Source organism: Nocardia sp. NPDC050412 (assembly GCF_044458825.1).
Taxonomy (GTDB): domain Bacteria; phylum Actinomycetota; class Actinomycetes; order Mycobacteriales; family Mycobacteriaceae; genus Nocardia.
In genome coordinates this window covers 48,540-69,807 of sequence record NZ_JBITIJ010000023.1, presented here as the reverse complement: position 1 = coordinate 69,807, position 21,268 = coordinate 48,540, and the positions used below count along the sequence as shown (strand labels likewise).

25 protein-coding genes and 1 pseudogene are annotated in these 21,268 nt (G+C 65.8%); 10 read left to right on the top strand and 16 right to left on the bottom strand.

Annotation, left to right across the window (positions count from 1 at the left end; genetic code table 11):
* Positions 1 to 135: 135 nt before the first annotated feature.
* Complete coding sequence (locus tag ACIBI6_RS38390) at positions 136 to 3,021, top strand: BTAD domain-containing putative transcriptional regulator (protein WP_396959890.1); 2,886 nt, start codon at positions 136 to 138, stop codon at positions 3,019 to 3,021.
* A gap of 350 nt (positions 3,022 to 3,371) precedes the next feature.
* Here the strand turns inward: ACIBI6_RS38390 and ACIBI6_RS38385 are convergent, their stop codons facing one another.
* A complete protein-coding gene (locus ACIBI6_RS38385; RefSeq protein ID WP_396959888.1) occupies positions 3,372 to 4,340 on the bottom strand; it encodes a sigma-70 family RNA polymerase sigma factor in 969 nt (322 codons plus the stop codon).
* A 131-nt stretch (positions 4,341 to 4,471) separates the two neighbouring features.
* On the opposite strand from ACIBI6_RS38385, the gene ACIBI6_RS38380 reads away from it, so the two are divergent.
* Together ACIBI6_RS38380 and ACIBI6_RS38375 are read left to right on the top strand one after the other, a co-directional pair.
* Positions 4,472 to 4,861, top strand: coding sequence for a PPOX class F420-dependent oxidoreductase (locus ACIBI6_RS38380; protein WP_396959886.1), 390 nt, complete (start codon positions 4,472 to 4,474; stop codon positions 4,859 to 4,861).
* 228 nt (positions 4,862 to 5,089) lie between these two features.
* Entirely contained in the window at positions 5,090 to 5,812 is a 723-nt protein-coding gene (locus ACIBI6_RS38375) for a VIT family protein (RefSeq protein WP_396959884.1), read from the top strand.
* 49 nt (positions 5,813 to 5,861) lie between these two features.
* On the opposite strand, the gene ACIBI6_RS38370 is transcribed toward ACIBI6_RS38375, so the two are convergent.
* Together ACIBI6_RS38370 and ACIBI6_RS38365 are read right to left on the bottom strand one after the other, a co-directional pair.
* A complete protein-coding gene (locus ACIBI6_RS38370; RefSeq protein WP_364355800.1) occupies positions 5,862 to 6,020 on the bottom strand; it encodes a hypothetical protein in 159 nt (52 codons plus the stop codon).
* Positions 6,021 to 6,031: 11 nt separating this feature from the next.
* A complete protein-coding gene (locus ACIBI6_RS38365; protein ID WP_396959881.1) occupies positions 6,032 to 6,547 on the bottom strand; it encodes a hypothetical protein in 516 nt (171 codons plus the stop codon).
* Between the two features lie 141 nt (positions 6,548 to 6,688).
* Here ACIBI6_RS38365 and ACIBI6_RS38360 point away from each other — a divergent pair, with 141 nt between their 5' ends.
* On the top strand, positions 6,689 to 6,880 hold the full coding sequence (locus ACIBI6_RS38360; RefSeq protein ID WP_062990687.1) for a heavy metal-associated domain-containing protein: 192 nt from the start codon (positions 6,689 to 6,691) through the stop codon (positions 6,878 to 6,880).
* On the opposite strand, the gene ACIBI6_RS38355 is transcribed toward ACIBI6_RS38360, so the two are convergent.
* Entirely contained in the window at positions 6,829 to 7,185 is a 357-nt protein-coding gene (locus tag ACIBI6_RS38355) for a helix-turn-helix transcriptional regulator (RefSeq protein WP_396959879.1), read from the bottom strand. The genes ACIBI6_RS38360 and ACIBI6_RS38355 overlap by 52 nt on opposite strands.
* A gap of 55 nt (positions 7,186 to 7,240) precedes the next feature.
* On the opposite strand from ACIBI6_RS38355, the gene ACIBI6_RS38350 reads away from it, so the two are divergent.
* Positions 7,241 to 7,525 (top strand): hypothetical protein, encoded by a 285-nt coding sequence (locus tag ACIBI6_RS38350; protein ID WP_396959877.1) that lies wholly within the window; start codon positions 7,241 to 7,243, stop codon positions 7,523 to 7,525.
* Between the two features lie 226 nt (positions 7,526 to 7,751).
* Here the strand turns inward: ACIBI6_RS38350 and ACIBI6_RS38345 are convergent, their stop codons facing one another.
* On the bottom strand, positions 7,752 to 8,777 hold the full coding sequence (locus tag ACIBI6_RS38345) for a DUF418 domain-containing protein (protein WP_396959875.1): 1,026 nt from the start codon (positions 8,775 to 8,777) through the stop codon (positions 7,752 to 7,754).
* A gap of 227 nt (positions 8,778 to 9,004) precedes the next feature.
* Here ACIBI6_RS38345 and ACIBI6_RS38340 point away from each other — a divergent pair, with 227 nt between their 5' ends.
* Together ACIBI6_RS38340 and ACIBI6_RS38335 are read left to right on the top strand one after the other, a co-directional pair.
* Positions 9,005 to 9,475 (top strand): MarR family winged helix-turn-helix transcriptional regulator, encoded by a 471-nt coding sequence (locus ACIBI6_RS38340; protein WP_396959873.1) that lies wholly within the window; start codon positions 9,005 to 9,007, stop codon positions 9,473 to 9,475.
* Positions 9,472 to 9,840, top strand: coding sequence for a DUF5313 family protein (locus ACIBI6_RS38335; RefSeq protein ID WP_364355782.1), 369 nt, complete (start codon positions 9,472 to 9,474; stop codon positions 9,838 to 9,840). Before ACIBI6_RS38340 ends, ACIBI6_RS38335 begins: the two co-directional genes overlap by 4 nt.
* Positions 9,841 to 9,844: 4 nt before the next feature.
* Here ACIBI6_RS38335 and ACIBI6_RS38330 read toward each other — a convergent pair whose 3' ends face one another.
* The 7 genes and pseudogenes from ACIBI6_RS38330 to ACIBI6_RS38300 all read right to left on the bottom strand — a co-directional run bounded on the left by ACIBI6_RS38330 (position 9,845) and on the right by ACIBI6_RS38300 (position 14,777).
* Positions 9,845 to 10,489 carry a response regulator transcription factor gene (locus ACIBI6_RS38330; RefSeq protein WP_364355779.1) on the bottom strand — a complete coding sequence of 215 codons (645 nt, stop codon included), beginning with the start codon at positions 10,487 to 10,489 and terminating at the stop codon, positions 9,845 to 9,847.
* On the bottom strand, positions 10,486 to 11,631 hold the full coding sequence (locus ACIBI6_RS38325; RefSeq protein ID WP_396959870.1) for a sensor histidine kinase: 1,146 nt from the start codon (positions 11,629 to 11,631) through the stop codon (positions 10,486 to 10,488). The genes ACIBI6_RS38330 and ACIBI6_RS38325 overlap by 4 nt, the downstream gene beginning before the upstream one ends.
* 261 nt (positions 11,632 to 11,892) lie before the next feature.
* Positions 11,893 to 12,774, bottom strand: coding sequence for an aminoglycoside phosphotransferase family protein (locus ACIBI6_RS38320; RefSeq protein ID WP_364355773.1), 882 nt, complete (start codon positions 12,772 to 12,774; stop codon positions 11,893 to 11,895).
* Positions 12,775 to 12,821: 47 nt separating this feature from the next.
* A complete protein-coding gene (locus ACIBI6_RS38315; RefSeq protein ID WP_364355770.1) occupies positions 12,822 to 13,526 on the bottom strand; it encodes a hypothetical protein in 705 nt (234 codons plus the stop codon).
* Between the two features lie 116 nt (positions 13,527 to 13,642).
* The gene (locus ACIBI6_RS38310; RefSeq protein ID WP_396959867.1) at positions 13,643 to 14,020 is read right to left on the bottom strand and encodes a hypothetical protein; all 378 of its coding nucleotides are present in this window, start codon (positions 14,018 to 14,020) and stop codon (positions 13,643 to 13,645) included.
* A 26-nt stretch (positions 14,021 to 14,046) separates the two neighbouring features.
* A pseudogene (locus tag ACIBI6_RS38305) lies at positions 14,047 to 14,348 on the bottom strand (ionic transporter y4hA); the annotation flags it as partial.
* A gap of 33 nt (positions 14,349 to 14,381) precedes the next feature.
* Positions 14,382 to 14,777, bottom strand: coding sequence for a nitroreductase/quinone reductase family protein (locus ACIBI6_RS38300; protein ID WP_396959865.1), 396 nt, complete (start codon positions 14,775 to 14,777; stop codon positions 14,382 to 14,384).
* Positions 14,778 to 14,971: 194 nt separating this feature from the next.
* Between ACIBI6_RS38300 and ACIBI6_RS38295 the strand changes: the two genes are divergently transcribed.
* Entirely contained in the window at positions 14,972 to 15,622 is a 651-nt protein-coding gene (locus ACIBI6_RS38295) for a PhoU domain-containing protein (RefSeq protein WP_364355762.1), read from the top strand.
* A 147-nt stretch (positions 15,623 to 15,769) separates the two neighbouring features.
* On the opposite strand, the gene ACIBI6_RS38290 is transcribed toward ACIBI6_RS38295, so the two are convergent.
* Positions 15,770 to 16,678 (bottom strand): LysR family transcriptional regulator, encoded by a 909-nt coding sequence (locus ACIBI6_RS38290; protein ID WP_396959862.1) that lies wholly within the window; start codon positions 16,676 to 16,678, stop codon positions 15,770 to 15,772.
* Positions 16,679 to 16,748: 70 nt separating this feature from the next.
* On the opposite strand from ACIBI6_RS38290, the gene ACIBI6_RS38285 reads away from it, so the two are divergent.
* Positions 16,749 to 17,903 carry a TDT family transporter gene (locus tag ACIBI6_RS38285; protein WP_396959860.1) on the top strand — a complete coding sequence of 385 codons (1,155 nt, stop codon included), beginning with the start codon at positions 16,749 to 16,751 and terminating at the stop codon, positions 17,901 to 17,903.
* Here ACIBI6_RS38285 and ACIBI6_RS38280 read toward each other — a convergent pair.
* Positions 17,893 to 18,717, bottom strand: coding sequence for an acyl-CoA thioesterase (locus ACIBI6_RS38280; RefSeq protein WP_396959858.1), 825 nt, complete (start codon positions 18,715 to 18,717; stop codon positions 17,893 to 17,895). The two genes, ACIBI6_RS38285 and ACIBI6_RS38280, sit on opposite strands and share 11 nt — an antisense overlap.
* A 28-nt stretch (positions 18,718 to 18,745) precedes the next feature.
* Positions 18,746 to 19,345 carry a TetR/AcrR family transcriptional regulator gene (locus ACIBI6_RS38275; RefSeq protein WP_364355750.1) on the bottom strand — a complete coding sequence of 200 codons (600 nt, stop codon included), beginning with the start codon at positions 19,343 to 19,345 and terminating at the stop codon, positions 18,746 to 18,748.
* A gap of 75 nt (positions 19,346 to 19,420) precedes the next feature.
* On the opposite strand from ACIBI6_RS38275, the gene ACIBI6_RS38270 reads away from it, so the two are divergent.
* Entirely contained in the window at positions 19,421 to 20,308 is an 888-nt protein-coding gene (locus ACIBI6_RS38270) for an oxidoreductase (RefSeq protein WP_396959856.1), read from the top strand.
* Here ACIBI6_RS38270 and ACIBI6_RS38265 read toward each other — a convergent pair whose 3' ends face one another.
* Positions 20,309 to 21,193: an RNA polymerase sigma factor gene (locus ACIBI6_RS38265; protein WP_396959854.1), complete on the bottom strand. Its 885-nt coding sequence runs from the start codon at positions 21,191 to 21,193 to the stop codon at positions 20,309 to 20,311. It abuts the gene before it with no gap.
* Positions 21,194 to 21,268: the final 75 nt, after the last annotated feature.

The window sequence follows — 21,268 nt, the reverse complement described above, 5'->3', positions numbered from 1 at the left end:
ATGCGGCGAACGGCTTGGGTCGTGATGGGCCTGGACGCGGCGCTAGCAAGGATCGATGAACGTCGAATAGTCAAGGAATGAACGAGCCGTTCGCCGGATGCGCGCGTATGCTCCCTGGTCCGGGAGGTCGGGTCAGTGCAGTTTTCCGTATTGGGCGAGGTCTGCGGGTGGCGTGGGGAGACGCCGCTCGAATTGGGACCTCCGCAACGTCGCGCGGTACTGGCCGCGCTACTGCTGCGTGCCGGAAAGTCGGTTACCGCAGCGGAATTGGTGGACGGCATCTGGGGCGAGGATCCGGTGCCGCGCGCCATTGCCGCACTGCGCACCCATGTCGCGCAATTGCGTCGGGTGCTGGAACCTGATCGGATTCCGCGCGCGCCGTCGACGGTGCTGGTCTCGGTCGGTGACGGTTACGCATTGCGGATCCCGCCGGGCTCGACCGATATCGAGGAGGTCGAGGCCCTGGTGGGAACGGCCGAACGGGTGCGCGGCGCGTCACCGGAGGCGGCACGCGAGGCACTGATCGACGCACTCGTCCGCTGGCGTGGGCCCGCGCTGAGCGGATTGGCCGGACCTTTCGCCGAACGCCACCGCACCCGCCTCGAGCAGTGGCGCTTGGCGATTCTCGAGGACCGACTCGCCCTCGATATCGAGGTCGGCCGTGCTGGCGGCGCGGTCGCCGAACTGGGTCCGCTGATCGATGAGCATCCATTGCGTGAACGGTTCCGGGCGCTGCTCATGGCCGCGCTGTACCACTGCGGCCGCCAAGCCGAGGCGCTCGAAGTGTACGCGCGAGCCCGCCGCGATCTGATCGACGGAATCGGAGTTGAACCCGGCCCGGAGTTGACCGCGATGCACGAACGCATCCTGCGGGCCGAAATGCCGACACCGCGGCAGCACGGCTACGGTCCGGAGCCGGTGGTGCCAGCGCAACTGCCGCCGGATATCGCCGATTTCACCGGCCGCGAGCAGCTGGTCGAGCGCATTACCGACCAGTTGACCAGCGGTGGCAGCGCAGTCGCCATTTCCGCGGTCGGCGGCATGGGCGGCGTGGGCAAGACAACATTGGCCCTGCATGTGGCCCATCACGTGCGCGATCGCTTCCCGGACGGACAGCTGTATGTGAACCTGCGCGGCGTCGATCCGGTGCCGACCTCACCCGGTGACGCACTCGGCGGATTCCTGCGTGCGCTCGGCATCGCGGAGGGCGAGATTCCGGGCGCCGTCGACGATCGTGCGGCCCAACTACGCACCCGCCTGTCGGGTAAACGCATGCTGATCGTGCTCGACAATGCCCGTGGCAGTGCGCAATTGACGCCGCTGCTCGCCGGAACTTCCGGCACCGCGGTGCTGATCACCAGTCGTTCGGCGCTGACCGAGATGCCCGCTGTGCGTCGCACTCGCCTCGACGTGCTGGAGCATGACGAGGCCATGGCGCTACTGATCCGCATCCTCGGCCCGGAACGCGTCGCCGCTGAGGAGAGCGCGGCACGGCAGGTCGTCGCACTGTGCGGTTGCCTACCGTTGGCGGTGCGCATTGTCGGTGCGCGACTGGCAGTTCGGCCGCAATGGACGATTGGATCGTTCGTGGCACGTCTGGCCGATGAGCAGGGTCGGCTCGCGGTGCTCGAGACCGGCGAACTCGGCGTCGAGGCCGCATTCAGGCTCGGCTATGGGCAGCTGAATGAACAGCAGGCCAAGGCTTTTCGCACGCTTGCGCTCGTCGACTTCCCGGATCTGCCGGTCGACGGCGTGGCCGCGGTGCTCGGCATCGCGGAGTCCGAGGCCGAGCGGATCTGCGAATCGCTGGTCGATCTGAGCCTGCTCGAGACGACGGTGCCCCGTCGCTACCGATTCCACGATCTGCTGCGGCTATTCGCCCAGAGTGTCGCCGACGAGGACGAGTCGGCGGTGCTGGTCCGGCTGCTGGACTACTACCTCGCGGGTGCGAAGAACCTGTTGAGCGCCATCGACTACAGCAACATCACGCGCCTGCTGGTCCCGACCACAGTGCCAGGTCGGCGGTTCGCCAACGGTTCCGAGGGGCAGGTGTGGAACGACGTCGAGCGACCCGTCGTGATCGCGCTGCACCGGCAGGCCGCCAGGGTCGGTGGCCGCGCACTGCGGGTGGCCGCGGATCTGGCCTGGGTGATGGCCGAACTAATGGACGCGGGCACCCGCGCCAGGGAATTATCCGAGGCACTGACAGCCCTGCTGGACACCGCAATTCGCGACTCGCACGCGAGCGAACGCCGCATCCGGGTCGCGCTCGGTGCGCTGCTGCAGGTCGGGCTCGGTGAGGTCGAGGCGAGTCTGAAATATCTCGACGCGGCGGCCGGGCCACCCACAGACGATGCCGATCGCCGGATCGCGGTGCTTTCGGAAGTACTGCTCGGCATTGCCGATCGACGACTCGGCGATGTCGAAACCTCGCGTCGGCATTTCGAGAATGCGATGCGCTTTGCCCGCGAACTCGGCGACCGGTCGATGCAGGCCTGGTGTCTGGCCTTGGTCACCCGAACCTATTGCGAGGCAGGCCGATACGACGAGGCGGTCGATATCGCGGACCGCGCCATCGCGTTGGCGCAGGCGTCCTCGAATCCGGTCGCACTCGGTTGGGCCACCCACGAATTGGCGGCCACGCTTTCGATGCGCGACGAGCACGAGCGGGCACTCGAACTCGGCCGCGATGCCGTGCGGATCGCGCAACGCAATGGTGTGCGCCTCTGGGAGGGTTGGGCGCGAACCAGATTGGCGCAGATCCAGCTGCGCGCGGGCAATGTGGTCGATGCGGAAAGCCAAGCCGCGGAAGCGGTTCGGTTGCTCACTAAGGCGGCCGATCCGATCGATCGGGCGCGCGCGCTGGCGCTGCACGCGAGCGCGTTGGCCGCACAGGGACGCACCGGCCCGGCCACCGCGGAATTCGGTGAGGCAGCCGAGATCTTCCGGCGCGCGGGGCTGGCACCACCCACCATCGACCGGCTGTTCAGCGCCGCGCCGACCGCCGATATCGCGGATTAGGCGGCGTTTATCCAACATTTATCGGTCGCTGATGGTTGCCTGGGATTCTCTGGGTCGATGCGATCACCGTCGTGGGTTTCACCGGGCGGGCGCGCTATATACCGCCTTGTGTACGAGGGGTACGCAAGGCGTATCGACATGTCCAACCGCGGTGTTTCGAGCGATTCGCGGGCGTCGCATCGACAGCGGCCGCGGGCCCGCCGGGTCCGGTCCACGCAGTCCGCGCACGCCGTGGTCGCCCCGGCAGCACCGGTTGCCGGTGCGCCCGGTCCATCGCTATCTGAAAGAATCTCGAGTCGCAATCTGACGAGTCCGTGACATGCGCCCCTCAACGAACGCGGGCCGTACGCCTACATGGTCGCCGGAAATCCGCATGCGGTGACCAAATTCGCGTCACCGAAGGCGGCGATTCGGGTGATCGCCCCGCGTGTGGTGGTGAGCACCGCGAGTCCGAAAGCCCGGTAGCCGCCATCTGTTTCGCGGAGGTAGGCGACGGCGGCAGGTTGTCGGTTGGCTGTGGTCGGCAACATGAGCCAATCGCCCGGCGTGCCGAGTACCTGTGTGGCGAGGTAGGCGACACAGGCACGTTTTCCTGCGAACCATGTTGTGGCGGGAGGCATTTCGAGAACAGCGTCGCGGTGCAACAGGCGCTCGATGGCGGCGGCGTCGGCATTCTGGAATGCGGTCATATATGCGTCGAGCAGTGCCCGCTGCTCGGGTTCGGTCGGACTATTCGCATCGACCGCGCCGAGTTCATCGAGCCGGGCCCGCGCACGCTGCAGCGAACTCTTGACCGCGGCGGTGGTCGTGCCGAGCAATTCGGCCACCTCGGCAGCCGAAAAGTCCAGGATGTCGCGCAGCAGCAGAACCGCACGCTGTTTGCCGGACAACTGTTGCAGACAGGCGATCAGCGCGAGCCGCAGGCTGTCGCGGGCGGCGACAATGCTGGCCGGATCGTCGGATTCATCGGTCACCAGCTTGTCCGGCAGCGGACCGAGCCATTGCACCTCGAGGTCCACGGTCGAAGTACCGGACGGGTCGGTGGCGGGCGCGCCGAGTCCGGACGGCAGGACGCGACGGCTGCGATGTCGCAGCGCGGACAGGCAGGCATTGGTGGCGATTTGATAGAGCCAGGTCCGCACCGACGAGCGGCCTTCGAAGCCGTCGAAGGCCCGCCAGGCGCGCAGATAGGTCTCCTGGACCAGGTCTTCGGCGTCGTCGGGTGAGCCGAGCATCCGATAGCAGTGCGCGAGCAATTCGCGCCGATACGGCTGGGTGCGGCGATCGAATTCGGCATGCGCGGTGCTCGCCTGCGTCATCGGCGCCTCCTTCCTGTCTCGAGGTCCTCGTAGAGATAGACCGACCGAGCGCCGAAAAAGAATCGCCGCACCCGATTCCTTCGGGCGATCACCTGGGTCTACCTATCCGACCACCCGCAAAGGAGACCGCGATGAAACTCGATAACAATGTCCGCACGCTGATCGACGAACCGCACGCCGCTATCCTCTCGACCCCCAATGCCGACGGCCGGCCGCAATCGTCGGTGATCTTCGTGAAGTACGAGGACGACACCGTGGTGTTCAGCACCATCAAGGGTCGGCTCAAGACCCGCAATATGCTGCGCGATCCGCGAGTCAGCCTGCTGGTACTGAGCCGGACGAACGGTCGCTACGTGGAGATTCGCGGACGAGTGGATATCACCGAGGATCCGGAGAAGACGCTGCTGTACGAGATGTACGGCCGGTATATGAACGGGGTCACCCCACCGCCGGAACCGGAGGCCGAGCGGCTGATCGTGCGGATCACGCCCGAAAAGCTGTACACTTTTCCGCCGTCCTGATCATCCTGTGCCACAACGAGCTTCGAGTGTGACCGCGCCGACGTCGGATCCGTCTGGATTTGGGCATCGTCGGACGGTGCCCGGCCTACGACCTGCCGAATCCGGACAGGCGCGTCACGCCGACCGACCACACCGATCGGCTGGGTGTGCCGCTCGCCCGCCTCGACTGGCGCGTGAACCCGCAGGAAGACACTGATACCTTCCGGACTTTGGCATAGTCTGCGGCTTATGGACGAGACGCTGGGTTCGCCGCACCCCCACGAACCACATCGTGAGGGTCTGGCGTCGCGGCTGAACTGGTTGCGCGCGGGCGTACTCGGAGCGAACGACGGCATCGTGTCGACCGCGGGTCTGGTTGTCGGTGTCGCGGCGGCGACGACCAGCGCCTCGGCCATTTTCACCGCGGGCATCGCCGGACTCACCGCGGGTGCGATCTCCATGGCCGTCGGCGAGTACGTGTCGGTGAGCGCACAGCGGGATTCCGAGCGTGCGCTACTGGCCAAGGAACGCACGGAACTCAAGGAAGAACCGGAATACGAGCTGACCGAACTGGCCGATATCTATCGGTCGAAGGGGCTGACACCGGAGACGGCGCGCAAGGTGGCCGAGGAGTTGACCGCACACGACGCATTCCTCGCCCACGCCGAGGCCGAACTCGGTCTGGATCCGCACGAGTTGACCAATCCATGGGCCGCTGCCGTCTCCTCGGCGGTCTCATTCACCCTGGGTGCGCTGCTGCCGCTGTTGGCGATCATCCTGCCGCCGACCACGGCGCGTATTCCGGTGACATTCGCGGCGGTGCTGATCGCGCTGGCGATTACGGGGTCGGTCAGCGCGCGGCTCGGCGGCAGTAATCGCGGGCGCGCGGTGTTGCGGGTGGTGATCGGTGGTGCGCTGGGGATGGCGGTCACCTACGGCATCGGTCAATTGGCGGGTATTTCCGGATCGTGAAACGGGCCGAGGGAAACCCTCGGCCCGCTCACTGCTCAGCATGTCGACGTCAGTAATAGTGCCGTCGACCGCCGACCGGGTGCCGCCCCACCGACCCGACGAGGGCGAGTACCGCACCGATGATCAGCAATATGATTCCGGCTGTGGTGAGCAGACCGATGCCGAGTAGCCATCCGACAATGAGGAGTATCAAGCCGAGGATGATCATCGTTCTTTCCTTTACTTGGTCGTCTTGACCGTTGTGCGGCCGGATGTTTCGACCGGTGCCGACCCGCCGGACTGGCGCATGAACCGATTCCAGCTCCACGCCGGCTTACCGCCCTGGGGCGGGGTGTCCTGCGTGGCGGGTTTGGTCGCGGCGGGCGGTGGTGCCGCCGCCGGTGGCGTGCTTCGACGCGGCTCGGCCGCCTTTGCTTGGGCCTTTTCTTGGGCTTTTTCTTGGGCCTTTTCCTGGGCCGCCAACTCCCGGCGCGACTGCCGCAGATCGCGCCGTGCGGCGCTGCTGCGACGGGAACTACGCCAGAGGCCTGCCAGTAGCAGGCTCAGGCCGAGCATCCCGATCGCCCCGATTGCGATCCCGTAGAGGAAAAGTTCCCCCGCGGAGACGCTGAAGTGATAGTCGAATACCCCGAAATCGCCCGGTGACGTACGAACTTCGCCCGTATTGGCCGCCACTCCGGCAACGCCGATAATTACCGCGCCGATGAGAACGACGAGCCCGATGATAATGATCATGACAATCCCGTTGCGCTGGTTGATATTACTTTCTGGCTATGCCCGGTGATTCCGAAATCAAACACCACGCCGGCGCGGCGTTTGAAACCTGCCGATCGGGTTATCCGCCGAACCGAAGACAGCCCCTACCAGGAGGTCGTGATGACCTACACCTTCGATATGACCGATTACTCGGATGAACGCGCCGTCGTCGCCGAACGCGCGCTCTACAACCTCGGTGGCGTGCAATCGGTCGACGTCGACCGCACTTCGGAAACCATCACCGTAAATTCCACCCTTTCCTACGGTGAAGTACTCGACGCGATCCGCTCCGCGGGCGTCGGTGCGAAGTAGGCGGACCTGGCGTATTCGCTCGGACTGACCCCGCGCACGCGTTTGAATGCCGTGCTGAATCCGAAGGCGTCCGCGTAGCCGACCCGGCGGGCAACCGCACTCACGGTGGCGCCGGGTTCAGCCAACAGGTCCGCGGCGATCGTCATCCGCCAATCCGTCAGATATGCCAATGGCGGTTCGCCGACCAGTTCGGCGAACCGCTTGGCGAATGTGGTGCGCGAGACGCCGGCGACAGCGGCCAAAGTGGTGAGAGTCCATGGCGCGCCCGGTGTTTCGTGCATCACCCGCAATACGGGACCGACCACGTCATCGCTCGCTTGCGGTACTCACTCGCGATGGCCACGGGGCAGGATCTACGAGTTGTCGGGGCCGCGCGCGCTGACATTCGCGCAAGCCGTCTCGCAGATCGCAACGGCGGCAGGGCGTCCGATCGAATACGAGACATTGACGCCCGACGCCTACCGAACCGAACTGCTCGCCCAGGGCCTTCCCGAGGAAGTCGCGACGGCGCTGAACGCGATGTTCGAGCTGATGCGGACTGGGCGCATCGCCGAACCGACGGACGGCGTGCTCGCGGTACTCGACCGACCGGCCACCGATTTCGCCGAGTACGTCGAACGCGTCTGGTCCGCCCGATCGGTCTAGCGGCGCGCCGCCCAGGTCGAGGTGTCGGGTCCACCCGACCGGTGCAACGCCGGTCACGTCGAGGTATCGACGCGAGCACGCAACCGAAAACCGTCATCAGAACCGCTGACGCGATACCGAGCCGCCGAGCGAGCGGTTCGGCCAGGATCGTGGCGAAAAGCAAGACGAACATCACCCACCAACTGGTCCATGACGCCCCAGTCTGCGGTGATTTGCTGAGATTTCCCTAGCGACCGCGCCCATACGGCACTGTGAGTTTCCAGCGTTCCTGTCGCGTCAGGCGGTTCGGCACCAGTCGCCACCAGGTCACACACCGCCACACCCATTCCAGCGGGCCATAGCGAAACCAGCGCAACCAGTAGTAACTCCACACTGCCTGCACCGCGATGATCCCGACGGCCAGGCCGAGTAGTGCGCCGTAGCGATTGGAATCGGATATGCCCAGCCATGGGTCGGCGGCCAGGATAAGTCCGGTTGCCGAAACGTAATTGGTCAGCGCCATGCGCCCCATCGGCTCGAGCACCTCCGCGAAAACCTCACCGGTCTCGGTGCGCAGGAACAGCAGAAATCCGGTGAGATATGCGAGCGCGCCGAGTAGTCCGGCCACCGGAGCCACACTCCCGGTCCACAGGTTGGTATATGGCGTGCGGTACTCCCATACCCCCGCCGCCACCGCCGCAGGCACGGCCAGCGCGAACACCATCGCGATCCGCCAGCCGCCATCGGGCAGGCTCTCCGCGAGACCGAAACGGTCGGCCGCCATGCCGAGCAGGAACAGACCCGGCACCAACCCGAGCCCACCGCCGATCGTGACCGGAACCCCGATCGTGGCGACCAGCCCGGCGAGCAATATCACCCAGCGCGCCAGACCAGCCGCAGGCAACAGAACCACCAACCCGACCATCGCGTACGGCAGCAACGCCTCACCCGGCTCGAACACATGGTGGATCAAGCCGAGCACACCAAGCGCGACGAGCCGACGCGCGAGTACCAGCCGCGGACGGTCACTGCGCTCGGCGGCACGATCCAGGAACAGCGAAAAGCTGAGCCCGAACAGAAACGAGAAGATCGGAAAGAACCGTCCCTCGAACAGCACGGACAGCACGTGCCATATCGGATCCACGATGCCAGGCCCGGTCATCGCCCGCATATCGGTGATCTGCCAGATATCGACCACCAGAATCCCGCACAGCGCAAAACCGCGCACGGCGTCGAGCGCGTGGATGCGCGGACGCGCACCGGCGTGATCCATATGTCCACGCTAACGAGACTCTGCCCGAGATCCGGTGAAGACAGCGCCGCTCAGCCCAGATTGCCGACGAGCCGCCCATGCGGCAAACGCATCCGTGGCATCGAGAATCTCCCGTGCCCTGCCACCTCCGGTTCTTACGCATTTTGGTGAACTCGGTGACCACACCCGCTAATAGTTCGTACACTAATGATTCATGCACTAAGCTTGCTGGCGAACTAGGAGGTTCCATGGAGGCCGACGATCCGTTGCGGCTGGATCGGCAGGTTTGTTTTGCGCTGGCCGTGGCCAATCGGGCGGTGCTCGGGGTGTATCGGCCGCTGCTGGAACCCCTCGGGCTCACGCATCCGCAGTATCTGGTGATGTTGGCGCTGTGGGGTGAGGCGCCGATGTCGGTCAAGGCGATTGCCGAGGCGATCCAGTTGGATTCGCCGACGCTGTCGCCGCTGCTCAAGCGGCTGGAGTCGGCCGGGCTGATCACACGAGGGCGCGATAGTCGTGACGAGCGCAACCTGGTGGTGGATCTGACTCCGGGCGGGCGGACGCTGCGCAAGCAGGCCGAGCAGATTCCGCCCGCCGTAGTGGAGCGACTCGGCGTGACATTGGCGGACCTGGAGGAACTGCGCGAAGTACTGACCCGGGTCAACGCGGCCGCACGGCACGCGGGTGCCCCTGCCACGTCACGAGGAGTGCACGCATGACCCGACCCAATCCCATTCAGTGGATCGGCTACGCCTTCGGGCGACGGCTGCCGGATTCGTTGCGCGAGTGGGTGCGCAACGATCTCACCGGCAAGTACGCGACGCCACGTCATCTCCTGCGCGGACTGATGCCGTTCACTCCACTGTTCGCCGCTTTCCTTTTGTTCCCAGGCGAACTGTGGTTGCGCGGCTCGATGGTGTTGTTGGCGTTACTGCTCGCCCTGTTCTACACGACGGCCTTCATGCCGATGAATCGCGCGCACCGGCTGGCCAAACATGGACTGCCAGCGGATTTGCAGAATCCGCAGCGGGCGCGGCGCCGGGCGCTGGAGCGGGCGACATACGCGGCGCAGCATCCGCACTGAGAATTCAGTGGTGACCGACGCCGAGTACCGCGAGCCGAACACGGTTGGTGGCACCGGTTTTCGTCATCAGGTTGCCGATATGCGTTTTGACCGTGGTGACGCCGAGGTGCAGGCGTTCGGCGATTTCGGCATTGGATAGCCCCGCCGAGACCAACGTGAGGACTTCGGCTTCGCGATTGGTAAGTCCTTGTGGTGCAACGTGATCCGGGGTTCGATCGGCCTCGCGTGCGGCCACAGCGGAATCCACCAGTCGCTGCAGTACCGCCTGCGTGAACGGTGACTCGCCCGCGGCGGCGCGGTGGATGCCGTCGAGCAGATCGGTGGGCGAGGCATCCTTGACCAGGAAACCGCACGCCCCCGCGGCGAGTGCGGGGTACAGGTGGTCGTCATCGTCGAAGGTGGTCAAGACCACGACGCGGATCGATGGCCTGGTTGCGAGAATGCGCTCGGTGGCGCGGATACCGTCCATACCGGGCATGCGCAGATCCATCAGGATGACGTCGGGAGAGGTCTGCTCGGCCAGCCGAACGGCTTCGCCCCCGCTGGCCGCCCGCCCGACGATCTCGAGTTCGGCATCGGCCTCACAGAGCATCTGCAATCCAGCGCGGACCAACTGCTGGTCGTCGACGATGAGTACCCGAATCGTCATGACGCCACTGCCCTCCCGACGGAAATCGGCAGGGATGCGTCGAGCCGCCAACCGGAATCACCCGGCCCGGCAATGAATTCGCCGCCGAGCAGTTCGACCCGCTCGCGCAGTCCGACCAAGCCGAGGCCCTGCCCGCTGCCCTTGCCGGTGTGCGTCCCGTTGTCGCACAGCACGAAATCGACCGTCCCATCCTCACGTGTCGTAATGGCCAGTTGGGCGGTCGCTCCCGAACCCGCGTGCTTCACGACATTCGCCACGCCCTCCTGCGCCAATCGCAGCAATGTCAATGACCGCAAAGCATCCACCCCGGCATCGTCGACCTCGACCTCCACAATTGTTCCCAATCGCACGGCCCGTTCCGCGACGGCCGCGATGGCGGCGGGCAGATCCGTTGGCGCGACGAAGGGTTCACCCGCCATCGTCGGATCTCTTAATACAGACACCAAAAGTCTTAGGTCAGCGAGGGTTTCGGTGCCGCTGGCGTGAATATCGTCGAGCACCGCACGGACCGCAGGCGGCGCGTCCGCAACCGCATGCCGGGCCACGCCGACCCGCAGCACGGTGGACGAAACGTGATGTGCGATCAGATCGTGTAGCTCCCTGGCGATGGCGGTCCGTTCCACCGCTCGCGCCGCCGCGATATCGGCCTCGCGGCGCTGCGAAATCTCCCCGGCCAGCTGCCTGGCTCGGTCGGCACCCGCACGTGCCGCGTACAGGAGATGTCCGATCAATAGCGGTGCACCGGCCATGACAAGCGCTCGGTAAACGGTCGCCGCTTCCGCGCCCGAGGGATGCAGCAGATAGGCCCCGCCCAATGCGCCCGCCGCCGCCCAAGGCTGCCATCCACTGCGACGGGCCGCGAGCCCGATGAGGGCGATCGCGGCGCCCACCTTGGGGACCAGTGGGCCGGTGCCGCCGATCTCGTAGCCGAGCACCAACAGCCCGGTCACCAGTAGCGACGTCACGAACGGCCAGCGGATGCCGACGGCGGTCACGAATACCGCGAGCAGGCCGATGGTCCAGTCCACCGGTCGGGGCGCATCCGAAAGCAGCAGCAGACAGCCGATCGCCGATGCCAACAGCACGCCCACGCGCACCGGCAGTGCACGGACATCGAGCAGCCAGTCCACACTCCTGGTCACGCCCGAATCCACCACGCGGACCATGATGCCTGGTCGGGGGCGGGCATCGACTCCTTCCGGCGGAGGATGCCCCTCCTCCCGGAGGCCGAAGTTCCTACGTCCTGCCTGCCTTCGCGGTTCACCAGTAGCGGCGACGCGCGCAGCGGCGGGCGGTGAAGTTGGGCGGCCTGGTCTCGGTCGGCCTGGCGCGCCGACCGTTTCGCCAAGGGGCGTCGGCCGGGCGGGTGGCGTGGAGTCGTTTTCTTCGCATAGCCGGGAGGGTCAGCGCAGAGCCCACGGGGCAATGGCCTGGACGGCGGGCCAGCCGAAGTCTTCGGTGTCCTCATCTTCGACGAACCACAGCCAGTTCTGCACGGCGCGGACCAGCGTCCAGGCACGGGCGCGATCCGGATCGAGTCCGGCGATATCGACGACGGCGGCGAAGCGATCGTCGAGGGCGGATTCGGTGCGCCGGTTCCATAGCAGCGACAGCGTGGTGAATTCGAGATCGCCCGCCAGGGGCTGCGGATCGATGACGAGCCACGGTTCGCGGCCGCCGCCGAGGACGTTCTCGAAGTGCAGATCCTCATTGACCAGCAGGCGGTCCGCGCTCGGGCCGAGCTGAGCGCAGACCTCGACGGCCGCATCGAGCATTTTGCGTGGGAACGGAGCGCCGAGGCGCTGCCAGTCCTTCGGCAGCTCCTCCACCAGGCGCTCGGCCTCACTGCGCAGGTCGCGGGAGAGGCCGGGCGGGGCGGGGATGGCGAGCCGACGCAGCAGGACGGAGATGATCCGAACCGCGTCGTCGATGGGCTCGAAGTCCAATGACCGGGCGGGATCGAGTCGTTCCAGCAGGAGTGCGCCGTACTCGGCATCGCTGTCGAGCAAACGCACCGCGCCATTGCCTGCCCAGGCGGTCAACGCGACCGGTTCATCGCGGGTCTCCGGAGTGAGATGGCCGAGTTTGAGCACAACCCGACTGCCATCCGCGCGCAAGGCGGGCAGCACCAAGCCGCCATAACCGTGCATGGGCGCGCCCTCGAACCGAAGCTCCCAGCGCTGGGCGTACCGCGCCGCGAGTTCGGGCAGACCGTCCAGCCAAACCCGGGCCGCGGGCTCCATCTCGGCGAGACGATCGGCGAAGAATTCGGGGACAACGATCACCGATCGAGCATCTCAGCCGTGTCGAACGAATTTCGTCATCGCCTCGGCTACGGCAGTCCGGGCAGCGGCGGCAGCGGGGGCAGCGGCGGCAGACCCGGGATGATGATCGGATTCTGCGGGGCCGGGTTGGGGTTCGGATTCTGCGGGGCCGGGTTGGGGTTGGGATTGTCCGGAACCGGGTTGGGGTTCGGATTGTCCGGAACCGGATTGGGGCTCGCATTGCCCGGGTTGGGGCTCGCATTGCCCGGGACCGGAACCGAGCGAGGCACTGGATTCTGCGGCACCGGCGGCGGTTCCGCAACGCCCTGACCTTGCGGTATGCAGTTCCAGCCGCCATCCGGTGACAGGGCCCATTGCGCGACGATCCCTTCGTGCGAGCAATCATCGCCGACCTGGTGCTGATTGCGCGCCTGTTCCCGCGGTGCGCAGACCCACAGGCCATTGCGCATATCCCATTGCGCGACGATCCCTTCGTGCGAGCAATCATCGCCGGGCTTGCGCGCCGGTTGTGCCGCGGAGGTCGTCGCGCGGTTCGACGGCGGCACGAGCGGTGGTGCGGGGACGGGCCGGGCGGTGGTGGTCGACGTCGCCGATGGCGGTGCGTTCTTCGAATCCTGATTCGATCGCAGCAGCAGAGCGATCGCGACCACCAGTGCGAGCGCGGCGGCGATTACGGCCGCGATGGCCATGACGCGCCCGTTATCGGTTCCGCGATCACCGCCGGGTGTCGTGCCGACGCCGGGTTCCACCATCGCACCGCCTTCGTGCCGAGTAGGGACTACCTTCACGAAAAGCTCTGCTGGCAGGCTACCGAAGATCGCAGTGCGAAAGATCAACTTTGGCGACGTGTGTTCGTGCAGGTAATGCCCTATTTGATGCCGACGCGCACCTTGACGGCGTCATCGCCGGTTTCGTGCAGCGCCTGACTGATCAGACTGCTGAGATCGATGCGCGGCGCTGTGGCGGCGACCGCATCGGCCAACGGCCGCAGTCCCGGAAGCAGCGATTTCAGCTCCGGCCCGACCTTGTCCATCCATTCGGTCACCCGCTGTAGGAACGGCACCAGGCCATCGCCTTCCAGATACATCTGCGGACTGTTCCCGGCCGTGACCAGCCGACCGACCGCCTCGACGAGATCGTCCAGCGACTGACCGAACCGCACCAGATTGGGCGCGCCGATCGAGGTGGCCGGTCCCGCCCATTCGATATCGCTCGCGGCCAACTGGAAGCTATTGAGCTCGATCACACCGGCTACGGACTACCCGCGATGAACTAAAAAGCCGAGAACAGGGGCACATGTACACCGCCTCGCAGTAGCGTCGCCCGACTCGGAACCTACGTCAGTACGCCGACGACGACCGCCAAAGCGAGCAGCACCATCTGCGTGGCGACGAGCCCGAGGACCGGTTACCGTCTAGCCAGATGGTTGCTACGGCGATCGCCGGAATGGTCATACCGATGCTCGCCTAGGAGCCGAGCGCGAGATCAAGGCTGATCTGCACCTGATCGCGGCGTGCGGCGCGCACGGACGCAAGGGTTTCCGGCGGTAGGACGAGCATTGCGATGACCATGCCACTCGATCGCGTGTGATCGGGCGCTGCGCTGCGTCAGTCTGCGAGATCGATCCGGACGGTCAGCAAGTCGGTGCCGAGCAATCGAACACCCGCACTGTTGGCCTTGGGCAACGATTGCAACCGGGCGCGCGGATCATCATCCGGCAGTAGATGTGCGATACCGGTATGCCAATGACCGTGCAGCCGCACTCGAACCCGGTTGTCGGCCTTGATATTACGAATGTACTGCGACTTGTCCCCGAATTCCGAGACGAGCCAGAACTCCTTGCCGACCCGGCGACCACCGATCGGCGTAATCCGCGGCTGCCCACTCTTGCGCCCGATGGTCTCCAGCAACTGCTGTGTCGGCAATCTGCGCAGAATCGGATTCCCCAACCGTCGCTGAAATAGCGTCACAACTCGGTGCTGAACATCACGCAAGTTCGCCATCTCCCGACGCTAACACCAGCTGATCGCATTTGGCACCGTGTCGGGTCACGACGGCGTGGGGTGGGCAACCGGCGACGGCAACTGCACGGGGCGACGTCATTTCGAATGCCGAACACCCAGGTATTCCAGCCTTCGCGGCGATCGAGTCGAGATTCTTCTATGGGACAGCGCGGCGATAAGCGACAATGTGCGGAGTGCGGACCCAGTTCACTCGCGAGCTCATCGCGTTGACCAATGATTTGACGCTCATGTGTCGGCTCGCCCACGATGCCGCCGAGCGTGTCACGGCCGCGCTCGGCGACGCCGATCTCGCCGCCACCTATGAGGCCTTCGCGCTCGACGAGCAGCTACAGAAGATGTACGCCGCCTGCGAGGCCAGAACCGTGGTGCTGCTCGCATTGCAGGCGCCGGTCGCGCGCGATCTGCGGCATGTGGTCACCGCCATCCAGATCGCCGGTGAACTGTCCCGGATCGGCTCGCTGATCAGCCGCGTCGCCGATCAGGTCTACAAATACCACCCAGAATCCGTTGCACCCCAACCTCTTATGGAAATCCTCACCGCTCTGGGTCGGCTGGCCGCGCGGCACACCGCCCTCGCGGGCGAATCGGTCGCCACCGGCCGCCAACCCGTCACCCCGGAATCCGGTATTCCCGCAATGGAGCAACTCCACCAACAACTCCACTCTGCGCTGACCGAGCGAACCGCCACCGAGGCCGCCATCGATATCGCCCTGGTGGGCAATAACCTCGAAGGCTGTATCGACCACACCATCCGCATCGATCGCCTGATCCGCTTCCTGGACACCGGAATTCCGCCGACGGCCCAAACCTCCGAAGCCAGCTAGTGCCGCGTCCAGACCGTACCGAGCCTTGGTTCGGAGGGTTCCGTCGAACGCAGTCGAATGGTGGTCGCCCACGTCGCATCGACCGCGATATCGCTACGCTCGGCGAGTAGCCGGAGCGGGTGGCACAGCAGGCTATCGGGACTGGCGCTAGGTGGTGCGGCGGGCGATGACGTAGAGGTCGCGGGCGGGGCCCGTGAGGCGGTTGCCCGCGGGCCAGACGGCACGCAGGGTCCGAGTCAGGTCAAGGCCGGTGACGGTCGGGGAAACGAGGGTGCCCGCGGCGATTTCGGGGGCTACGGCCAGGGAGCTGAGGACGGCGGGGCCGACGCCGGAGGCGACCGCGGTTTTGATCGCGGTGGTGGAGGAAAGTTCCAGCGCAACGGTGGGTTCCCAGCCCGGAATGGCCCGCGCGACAGCATTTTCGAACCAGGTCCGGGTGCCGGATCCGAGTTCGCGTTGGATCAGCGCCGTTCGAGCGAGTTCGGCCAGGTCGACCGAGCCCTGGCGGGCCCAGCGGTGTTGCGGGGCGACCACGACGACCAGTTGATCGCGGGCCACGATATGACTCTCCAGCCCACGGAAATTCCGCGGACTCTCGATGAAGCCGATGGCATCCTTGCCGTCGAGCACCGCCTGCGCGACCTCGACGGAATTGCCGGACTGCAATGCGATCGCGGTACCAGGTGCGGTCGTGCGCAGCATCATGAGCCAGCCGGGGAACAGGTATTCGGCAATGGTCTGACTCGCCGCCACCCGCAGCTGCGAATCACGCTCGGCACGCAAGGTGTCGATGCCCGCGTCCAATTGCTTGGCCGCATCGACGACTCCGCGTGCCCATTCGGCGATCAATGCCCCGGCCGGGGTGGGCCGGGAACCGAGGGTCGTGCGCTCCAGCACCGGCATCCCGACCAACTTCTCCAGATAGCGGATGCGCGAGGACGCCGAGGGCTGGCTGATGCCGTGCGCCTGCGCCGCACGTCCGAGACTGCCCAGTTCGATGACCGAAACCAGCAGGTCGAGCGCGGCCAGATCGGGGACACGCGGCGACAGGGGCATAGAACGAGTCTATGCATCCATAGGTACGCGGTGGCTACTCGACACTATCTACGCAGACGAATCTGAACACATGACCGCCATAGCGACCTTCCGCCCCGCAACCCCGCGGCATCTGCTCGGCGAGCTCGGACAGACCGCGACCCAGCGCCGCTCGCTGCGGCACTTCGCACCCAATTGGTTCGCCGCCGTCATGGGCACCGGCATTGTCGCCAATGCCGCCGCCACGCTGCCGCTGCAGTTCCCCGGACTGCGCGGCGCGGCGACGGTTGTCTGGGCGCTGGCCGCACTACTGCTGGTGGTTTTGAGCGCCGCCTGGGTCGTGCACTGGACGCGCTATCCGGAGCAGGCCCGCAGCCACAAGGACCACCCGGTCATGGCGCATTTCTACGGCGCACCGCCGATGGCACTGGTGACCGTTGGCGGGGGCACGCTGGTGCTCGGCCGCGAGGTGATCGGCCTCGATGCCGCACTCGCCATCGATTGGGTGTTGTGGTCGCTCGGCACCGCGCTCGGCCTGCTGACCGCCGTCGCCATTCCCTACCGGATGTTCACCCACCACCACATCGAGCCCGATGCCGCCTTCGGTGGCTGGTTGATGCCCGTGGTGCCGCCGATGGTGTCGGCCGCCATGGGAGCACTGCTGGTCCCCTATCTGCCCCAAGGCCAGTTGCGGCTCACCATGATCCTGCTGTGCCTGGCCATGTTCGGCCTGAGCCTGATCGCCGCGCTGGTCACTGCCACCATGGTCTGGTCACGCCTGGTGCATTACGGCGTCCCGCAGTCGGGCATGGTGGCGACCCTCTGGCTCGTGCTCGGCCCGCTCGGCCAATCCGTCACTGCCGCAGGCCTGCTCGCCAATGTCGGCCCCTCGGCACTGCCCGAGCTCTATGCCAAGGGGCTGACCGTCTTCTCGGTGATCTTCGGCGTGGTCACCTGGGGGTTCGCGATGATGTGGCTGGCGCTGGCCGCCGCTGTCACCGTAAAGACCGCTCGCGCAGGCGAATTGCGGTTCAATCTGACCTGGTGGGGCTTCACCTTCCCGCTCGGCACCTGCATTACCGGCAGCACTGTGCTCTATGGACACACCGGCGCCGATATCTTCGCCGTCGCCGCGGTCGTGCTGTATGTCGGACTGGTCAGTGCCTGGGCAGTCGTCGCTACCAAGACCATCCACGGTGTACTCATCGGGCCGCTACTGCGACCGGCCGGATCCGTCAGGCCTTGAAATACACCAGCTGATGGCTAGTCGCGAGCAACCCACCGTCGTGCGCCCAGAGTTCGGCCGACTGATCGAAGAATCCCTTGCCGAAATGCTGGGAGCGCGCGGTGGCCAGCAGCGACTGATCGGATTGGGCGGCGAGGCGGTCGGTGTCGGCGTGGAAATACACGGTCAGCGTGACGGTTCCGGCGGGCACGACTCGGCCGAGTCGCAGCATGACCCGCGGGAAGAACACATCGCTCAATGCGGTCAGGGCCGGATAGTCCAGCGGGCGCGCGGGCCGGTCGCGGACCCAGAGCGTTGTAGTGGAAGTCGGTTGTGCCGCAGCGCCGTCGAGTTGGGTGATACCGCCCTCGATGAAGCGCATTTCGTAGTTGTCCACCCAGGCAATGAATTCGGGCAGCGCGTCCGGTTCGATGGTGTCCGGTGGCGGGGCGGTCGGTGCGGTGGCTTCGGTCGCGGTCCAGGTTTCGCGGCGGGTGCCGAAAACCGCGGTGGCCGTGGTGGTCACGACGCCGTCCTGACTCATCGATAGCATCCAGTGCTGGGTAGTGCGGTTGGTTCGCACCGGTTGCGCCGCAATGGTGAAGGGGCCCTCGGCAATCGGGCCCGCGAAGTTGACGGTGAGCGAGATCGGCTCACCGAGACATTGCGGATGTTGTTGTACCGCACGCAATATGGTTGCCGCGGTGATGCCACCGAATGGGCCGACCATATTGGCGTACTCGGGAGTCGTTCGACCACTGAAGTTTCCGGTGCCGTCCGGTGTCAGCGCGACTGCGCTGTCGAAGGCGTGCCGTGCCGTCACGGTCGAACTCATCGATTCTCCTCGAGTAGGTGGGCGCAGGTCAATCGCGGGGGCGCAAACCGTAGGTCAGCTGGGTAATCGTTTCGGTCAGTGCCGCTTCCACGTTCTCGGCCTCGACAAATCCGGACCCGACAAAGGTGGCCAACCCCTGCAGTGCGGCAATGGCGGCGATACCGATCCGCATCGGATCGCCCGCAACGACTTCGCCATGCGCCTGCCCCTCGGCAATCAAGGCGATGGGCACGGTGAACGCCCGCCCCACCGCCGCCAGCATTTCCTCGCCCGAGGTCGGACTGTGTTTGCGCGCGAACATCAGCGCGAGCAGCGCCGGATTGTCGATCGCGAAATTCAGGTAGGCACGCGCTACGGCATGCAGCCGCTCGGAGAATGATCCGGTCGGGTCGCCCTCGCCGTACACCGCGGCGAGCCGGTCGAATCCGACCAGCGCGAGCGCGTCGAGCAGCGTCTGCTTATCCCGGAAGTGCCTGCTCGGTGCGGCATGACTGACGCCGAGGTCGCGGGCCAACTGACGTAGCGAAAGCCCGTCCACACCGGACTCGCGCAACGTCGCCTCGGCGCGCTGAAGCAGTTCGGCGCGCAGGTCACCGTGGTGATAGGAGCGGGAGCGGACAAAACTCATGGTTGCTGCAGGATATCCGATGCCTGATCGATTGTTGGCATTGACTACTTTGTTGACACTGCCTACATTGGCGCTATGACGAACCACAAGTGGACTTCCGCAGATCTGCCCCGATTCGACGGCCGCACCGTCATCGTCACCGGCGCAAATAGTGGGATCGGCCTGGTGACAGCCCGTGAACTGGCCCGCGTCGGCGCTCGCGTCGTACTCGCGGTGCGCGATATCGCACGCGGCGAGGAAGCGGCGAAAAGCATTTCGGGCCACACCGAGGTGCGCGAACTCGACCTCGCCGACCTGGCCTCGATTCGCCGGTTCGCCGCGGACTGGTCCGGCGATATCGAGGTATTGGTAAACAATGCGGGCATCATGCTGGTCCCCGCCGGACGCACAAAGGATGGTTTCGAGCGCCAATTCGGCACCAACCACCTCGGCCATTTCGCGCTGACGAATCTGCTACTGCCCCATATCACCGACCGCGTGGTGACCGTCTCCTCGCAGGCCCATCGCCGCGGCAGCATCGACCTCGACGACCTCAACTGGGAAACCCGAACCTACAACTCCGCCGCCGCCTACGGGCAATCCAAACTCGCCAATCTGTTGTTCACCCTGGAACTACAGCGGCGCTTCACCGAATCGGGATCTCGACTCGCGCTCAGCGCCCATCCCGGTTGGTCCGCAACGAATCTGCAGAGCCATTCCGGCAACCGGATCCTGCACGAGGTCATGCAGGTGGGCAATAAACTGCTCGCCCAGGATGCGAGTTTCGGCGCGCTGCCCACCCTGTTCGCCGCCAGCCAGCAGCTGTCGCCGGGAAGTTACGTCGGCCCGGACAGCTGGTTCGAATTCCGCGGCTACCCGAAGGTCGTCGGCCGCAGTTCGGCCGCGGCGAATGCCGACCTCGCCGCCGCCTTGTGGACCAAATCCGAAGAACTGACCGACGTGCGCTTTCCAGCCAACGCGTAATCAGTCGAGCAGCGGGAACCTGCCCGAATTCAGCAATACCGCGATCGCATCCATTTTCGCCTGCGGCGCAGCGTAATCGGGGTGCAGCCGGATTACCGCGGCGGCGTCGTGCAGTCGGATCATCTGCTGTTCGACCTCGGTGACGCTGCGGCCGCCCGTACTCACCGCATGTCGGGCGAATACCGGCCGCTTCGGATCGACGCGTCCGAGCGCCAATGCCTTCTCCACCCGACGCGAGCAGCGACAGAACGCCTCGGGATCGGCCACGCCGCAGGTCGCATTCAGAAAGGTGCCGATGCGTTTCTTGGCCCGTTCCAACCGCTTTCGGAATGCAGGGGCGGTGATACCCAGAATCCAGGCCGCATCGGCGGAGCCGAGTTCGAAAACGTCACCGAGTACAAAGGCAACCCGCTCATCGCGGGCCAAACACTGCAGCATGGCTTGACTGCAGTTCAGCCGCACCTCGTGGGCGAGCAGTTCGGCCTCGGGTCCGCGATAGTCGTCGGCGGCGAGCCCGTCCGCCAATCCGTCGCGGTATGCGTCGAGGCTGAGCTGCGCCGCCTCCTGGGGTGTCTGGCGTTTGAGATTCAGCAGATAGTTGACGCCGATGCGGTAGGCCCAGGTCAGCAGCTTGGCCTCACCTCGCCATGTCGCGAGATTGCCGACCACTCGCAGCAGAATCTCCTGCGTCGCGTCCTCGGCTTCGGCGGGCCGCCACACCATGCGCAGTGCCAGCCGGTACAGCGGATCCTGTAGCTGCCGCACCACATCCGAGATGGCGGCCGCTTCCCCTGCGATCGCCCGATCGACCAGCCGCCGCTCCCGAGCGATGTCGTCGCTGTTTTCCGCCTTGGGCGGGTCGGGGTGCGATAGCTCGGGTTCCACCGCACAATCCTTCGGCGGTTTCCGGCGTTACGCAAGTCCTACATGCGCCGCGCGGGTGCCCCGCACCCGCGCGGC

Coding starts and splice junctions, on each gene's coding strand:
- ACIBI6_RS38375 (WP_396959884.1), top strand. CDS start 5,090: ATGGACGAGACGCTGGGTTCGCCGCACCCCCACGAACCACATCGTGAG.
- ACIBI6_RS38290 (WP_396959862.1), bottom strand. CDS start 16,678: ATGCCCCTGTCGCCGCGTGTCCCCGATCTGGCCGCGCTCGACCTGCTG.
- ACIBI6_RS38385 (WP_396959888.1), bottom strand. CDS start 4,340: ATGACGCAGGCGAGCACCGCGCATGCCGAATTCGATCGCCGCACCCAG.
- ACIBI6_RS38270 (WP_396959856.1), top strand. CDS start 19,421: ATGACGAACCACAAGTGGACTTCCGCAGATCTGCCCCGATTCGACGGC.
- ACIBI6_RS38280 (WP_396959858.1), bottom strand. CDS start 18,717: ATGAGTTCGACCGTGACGGCACGGCACGCCTTCGACAGCGCAGTCGCG.
- ACIBI6_RS38340 (WP_396959873.1), top strand. CDS start 9,005: ATGGAGGCCGACGATCCGTTGCGGCTGGATCGGCAGGTTTGTTTTGCG.
- ACIBI6_RS38330 (WP_364355779.1), bottom strand. CDS start 10,489: ATGACGATTCGGGTACTCATCGTCGACGACCAGCAGTTGGTCCGCGCT.
- ACIBI6_RS38275 (WP_364355750.1), bottom strand. CDS start 19,345: ATGAGTTTTGTCCGCTCCCGCTCCTATCACCACGGTGACCTGCGCGCC.
- ACIBI6_RS38300 (WP_396959865.1), bottom strand. CDS start 14,777: ATGGCGAACTTGCGTGATGTTCAGCACCGAGTTGTGACGCTATTTCAG.
- ACIBI6_RS38360 (WP_062990687.1), top strand. CDS start 6,689: ATGACCTACACCTTCGATATGACCGATTACTCGGATGAACGCGCCGTC.
- ACIBI6_RS38315 (WP_364355770.1), bottom strand. CDS start 13,526: ATGGTGGAACCCGGCGTCGGCACGACACCCGGCGGTGATCGCGGAACC.
- ACIBI6_RS38345 (WP_396959875.1), bottom strand. CDS start 8,777: ATGGATCACGCCGGTGCGCGTCCGCGCATCCACGCGCTCGACGCCGTG.
- ACIBI6_RS38335 (WP_364355782.1), top strand. CDS start 9,472: ATGACCCGACCCAATCCCATTCAGTGGATCGGCTACGCCTTCGGGCGA.
- ACIBI6_RS38285 (WP_396959860.1), top strand. CDS start 16,749: ATGACCGCCATAGCGACCTTCCGCCCCGCAACCCCGCGGCATCTGCTC.
- ACIBI6_RS38370 (WP_364355800.1), bottom strand. CDS start 6,020: ATGATCATCCTCGGCTTGATACTCCTCATTGTCGGATGGCTACTCGGC.
- ACIBI6_RS38380 (WP_396959886.1), top strand. CDS start 4,472: ATGAAACTCGATAACAATGTCCGCACGCTGATCGACGAACCGCACGCC.
- ACIBI6_RS38365 (WP_396959881.1), bottom strand. CDS start 6,547: ATGATCATTATCATCGGGCTCGTCGTTCTCATCGGCGCGGTAATTATC.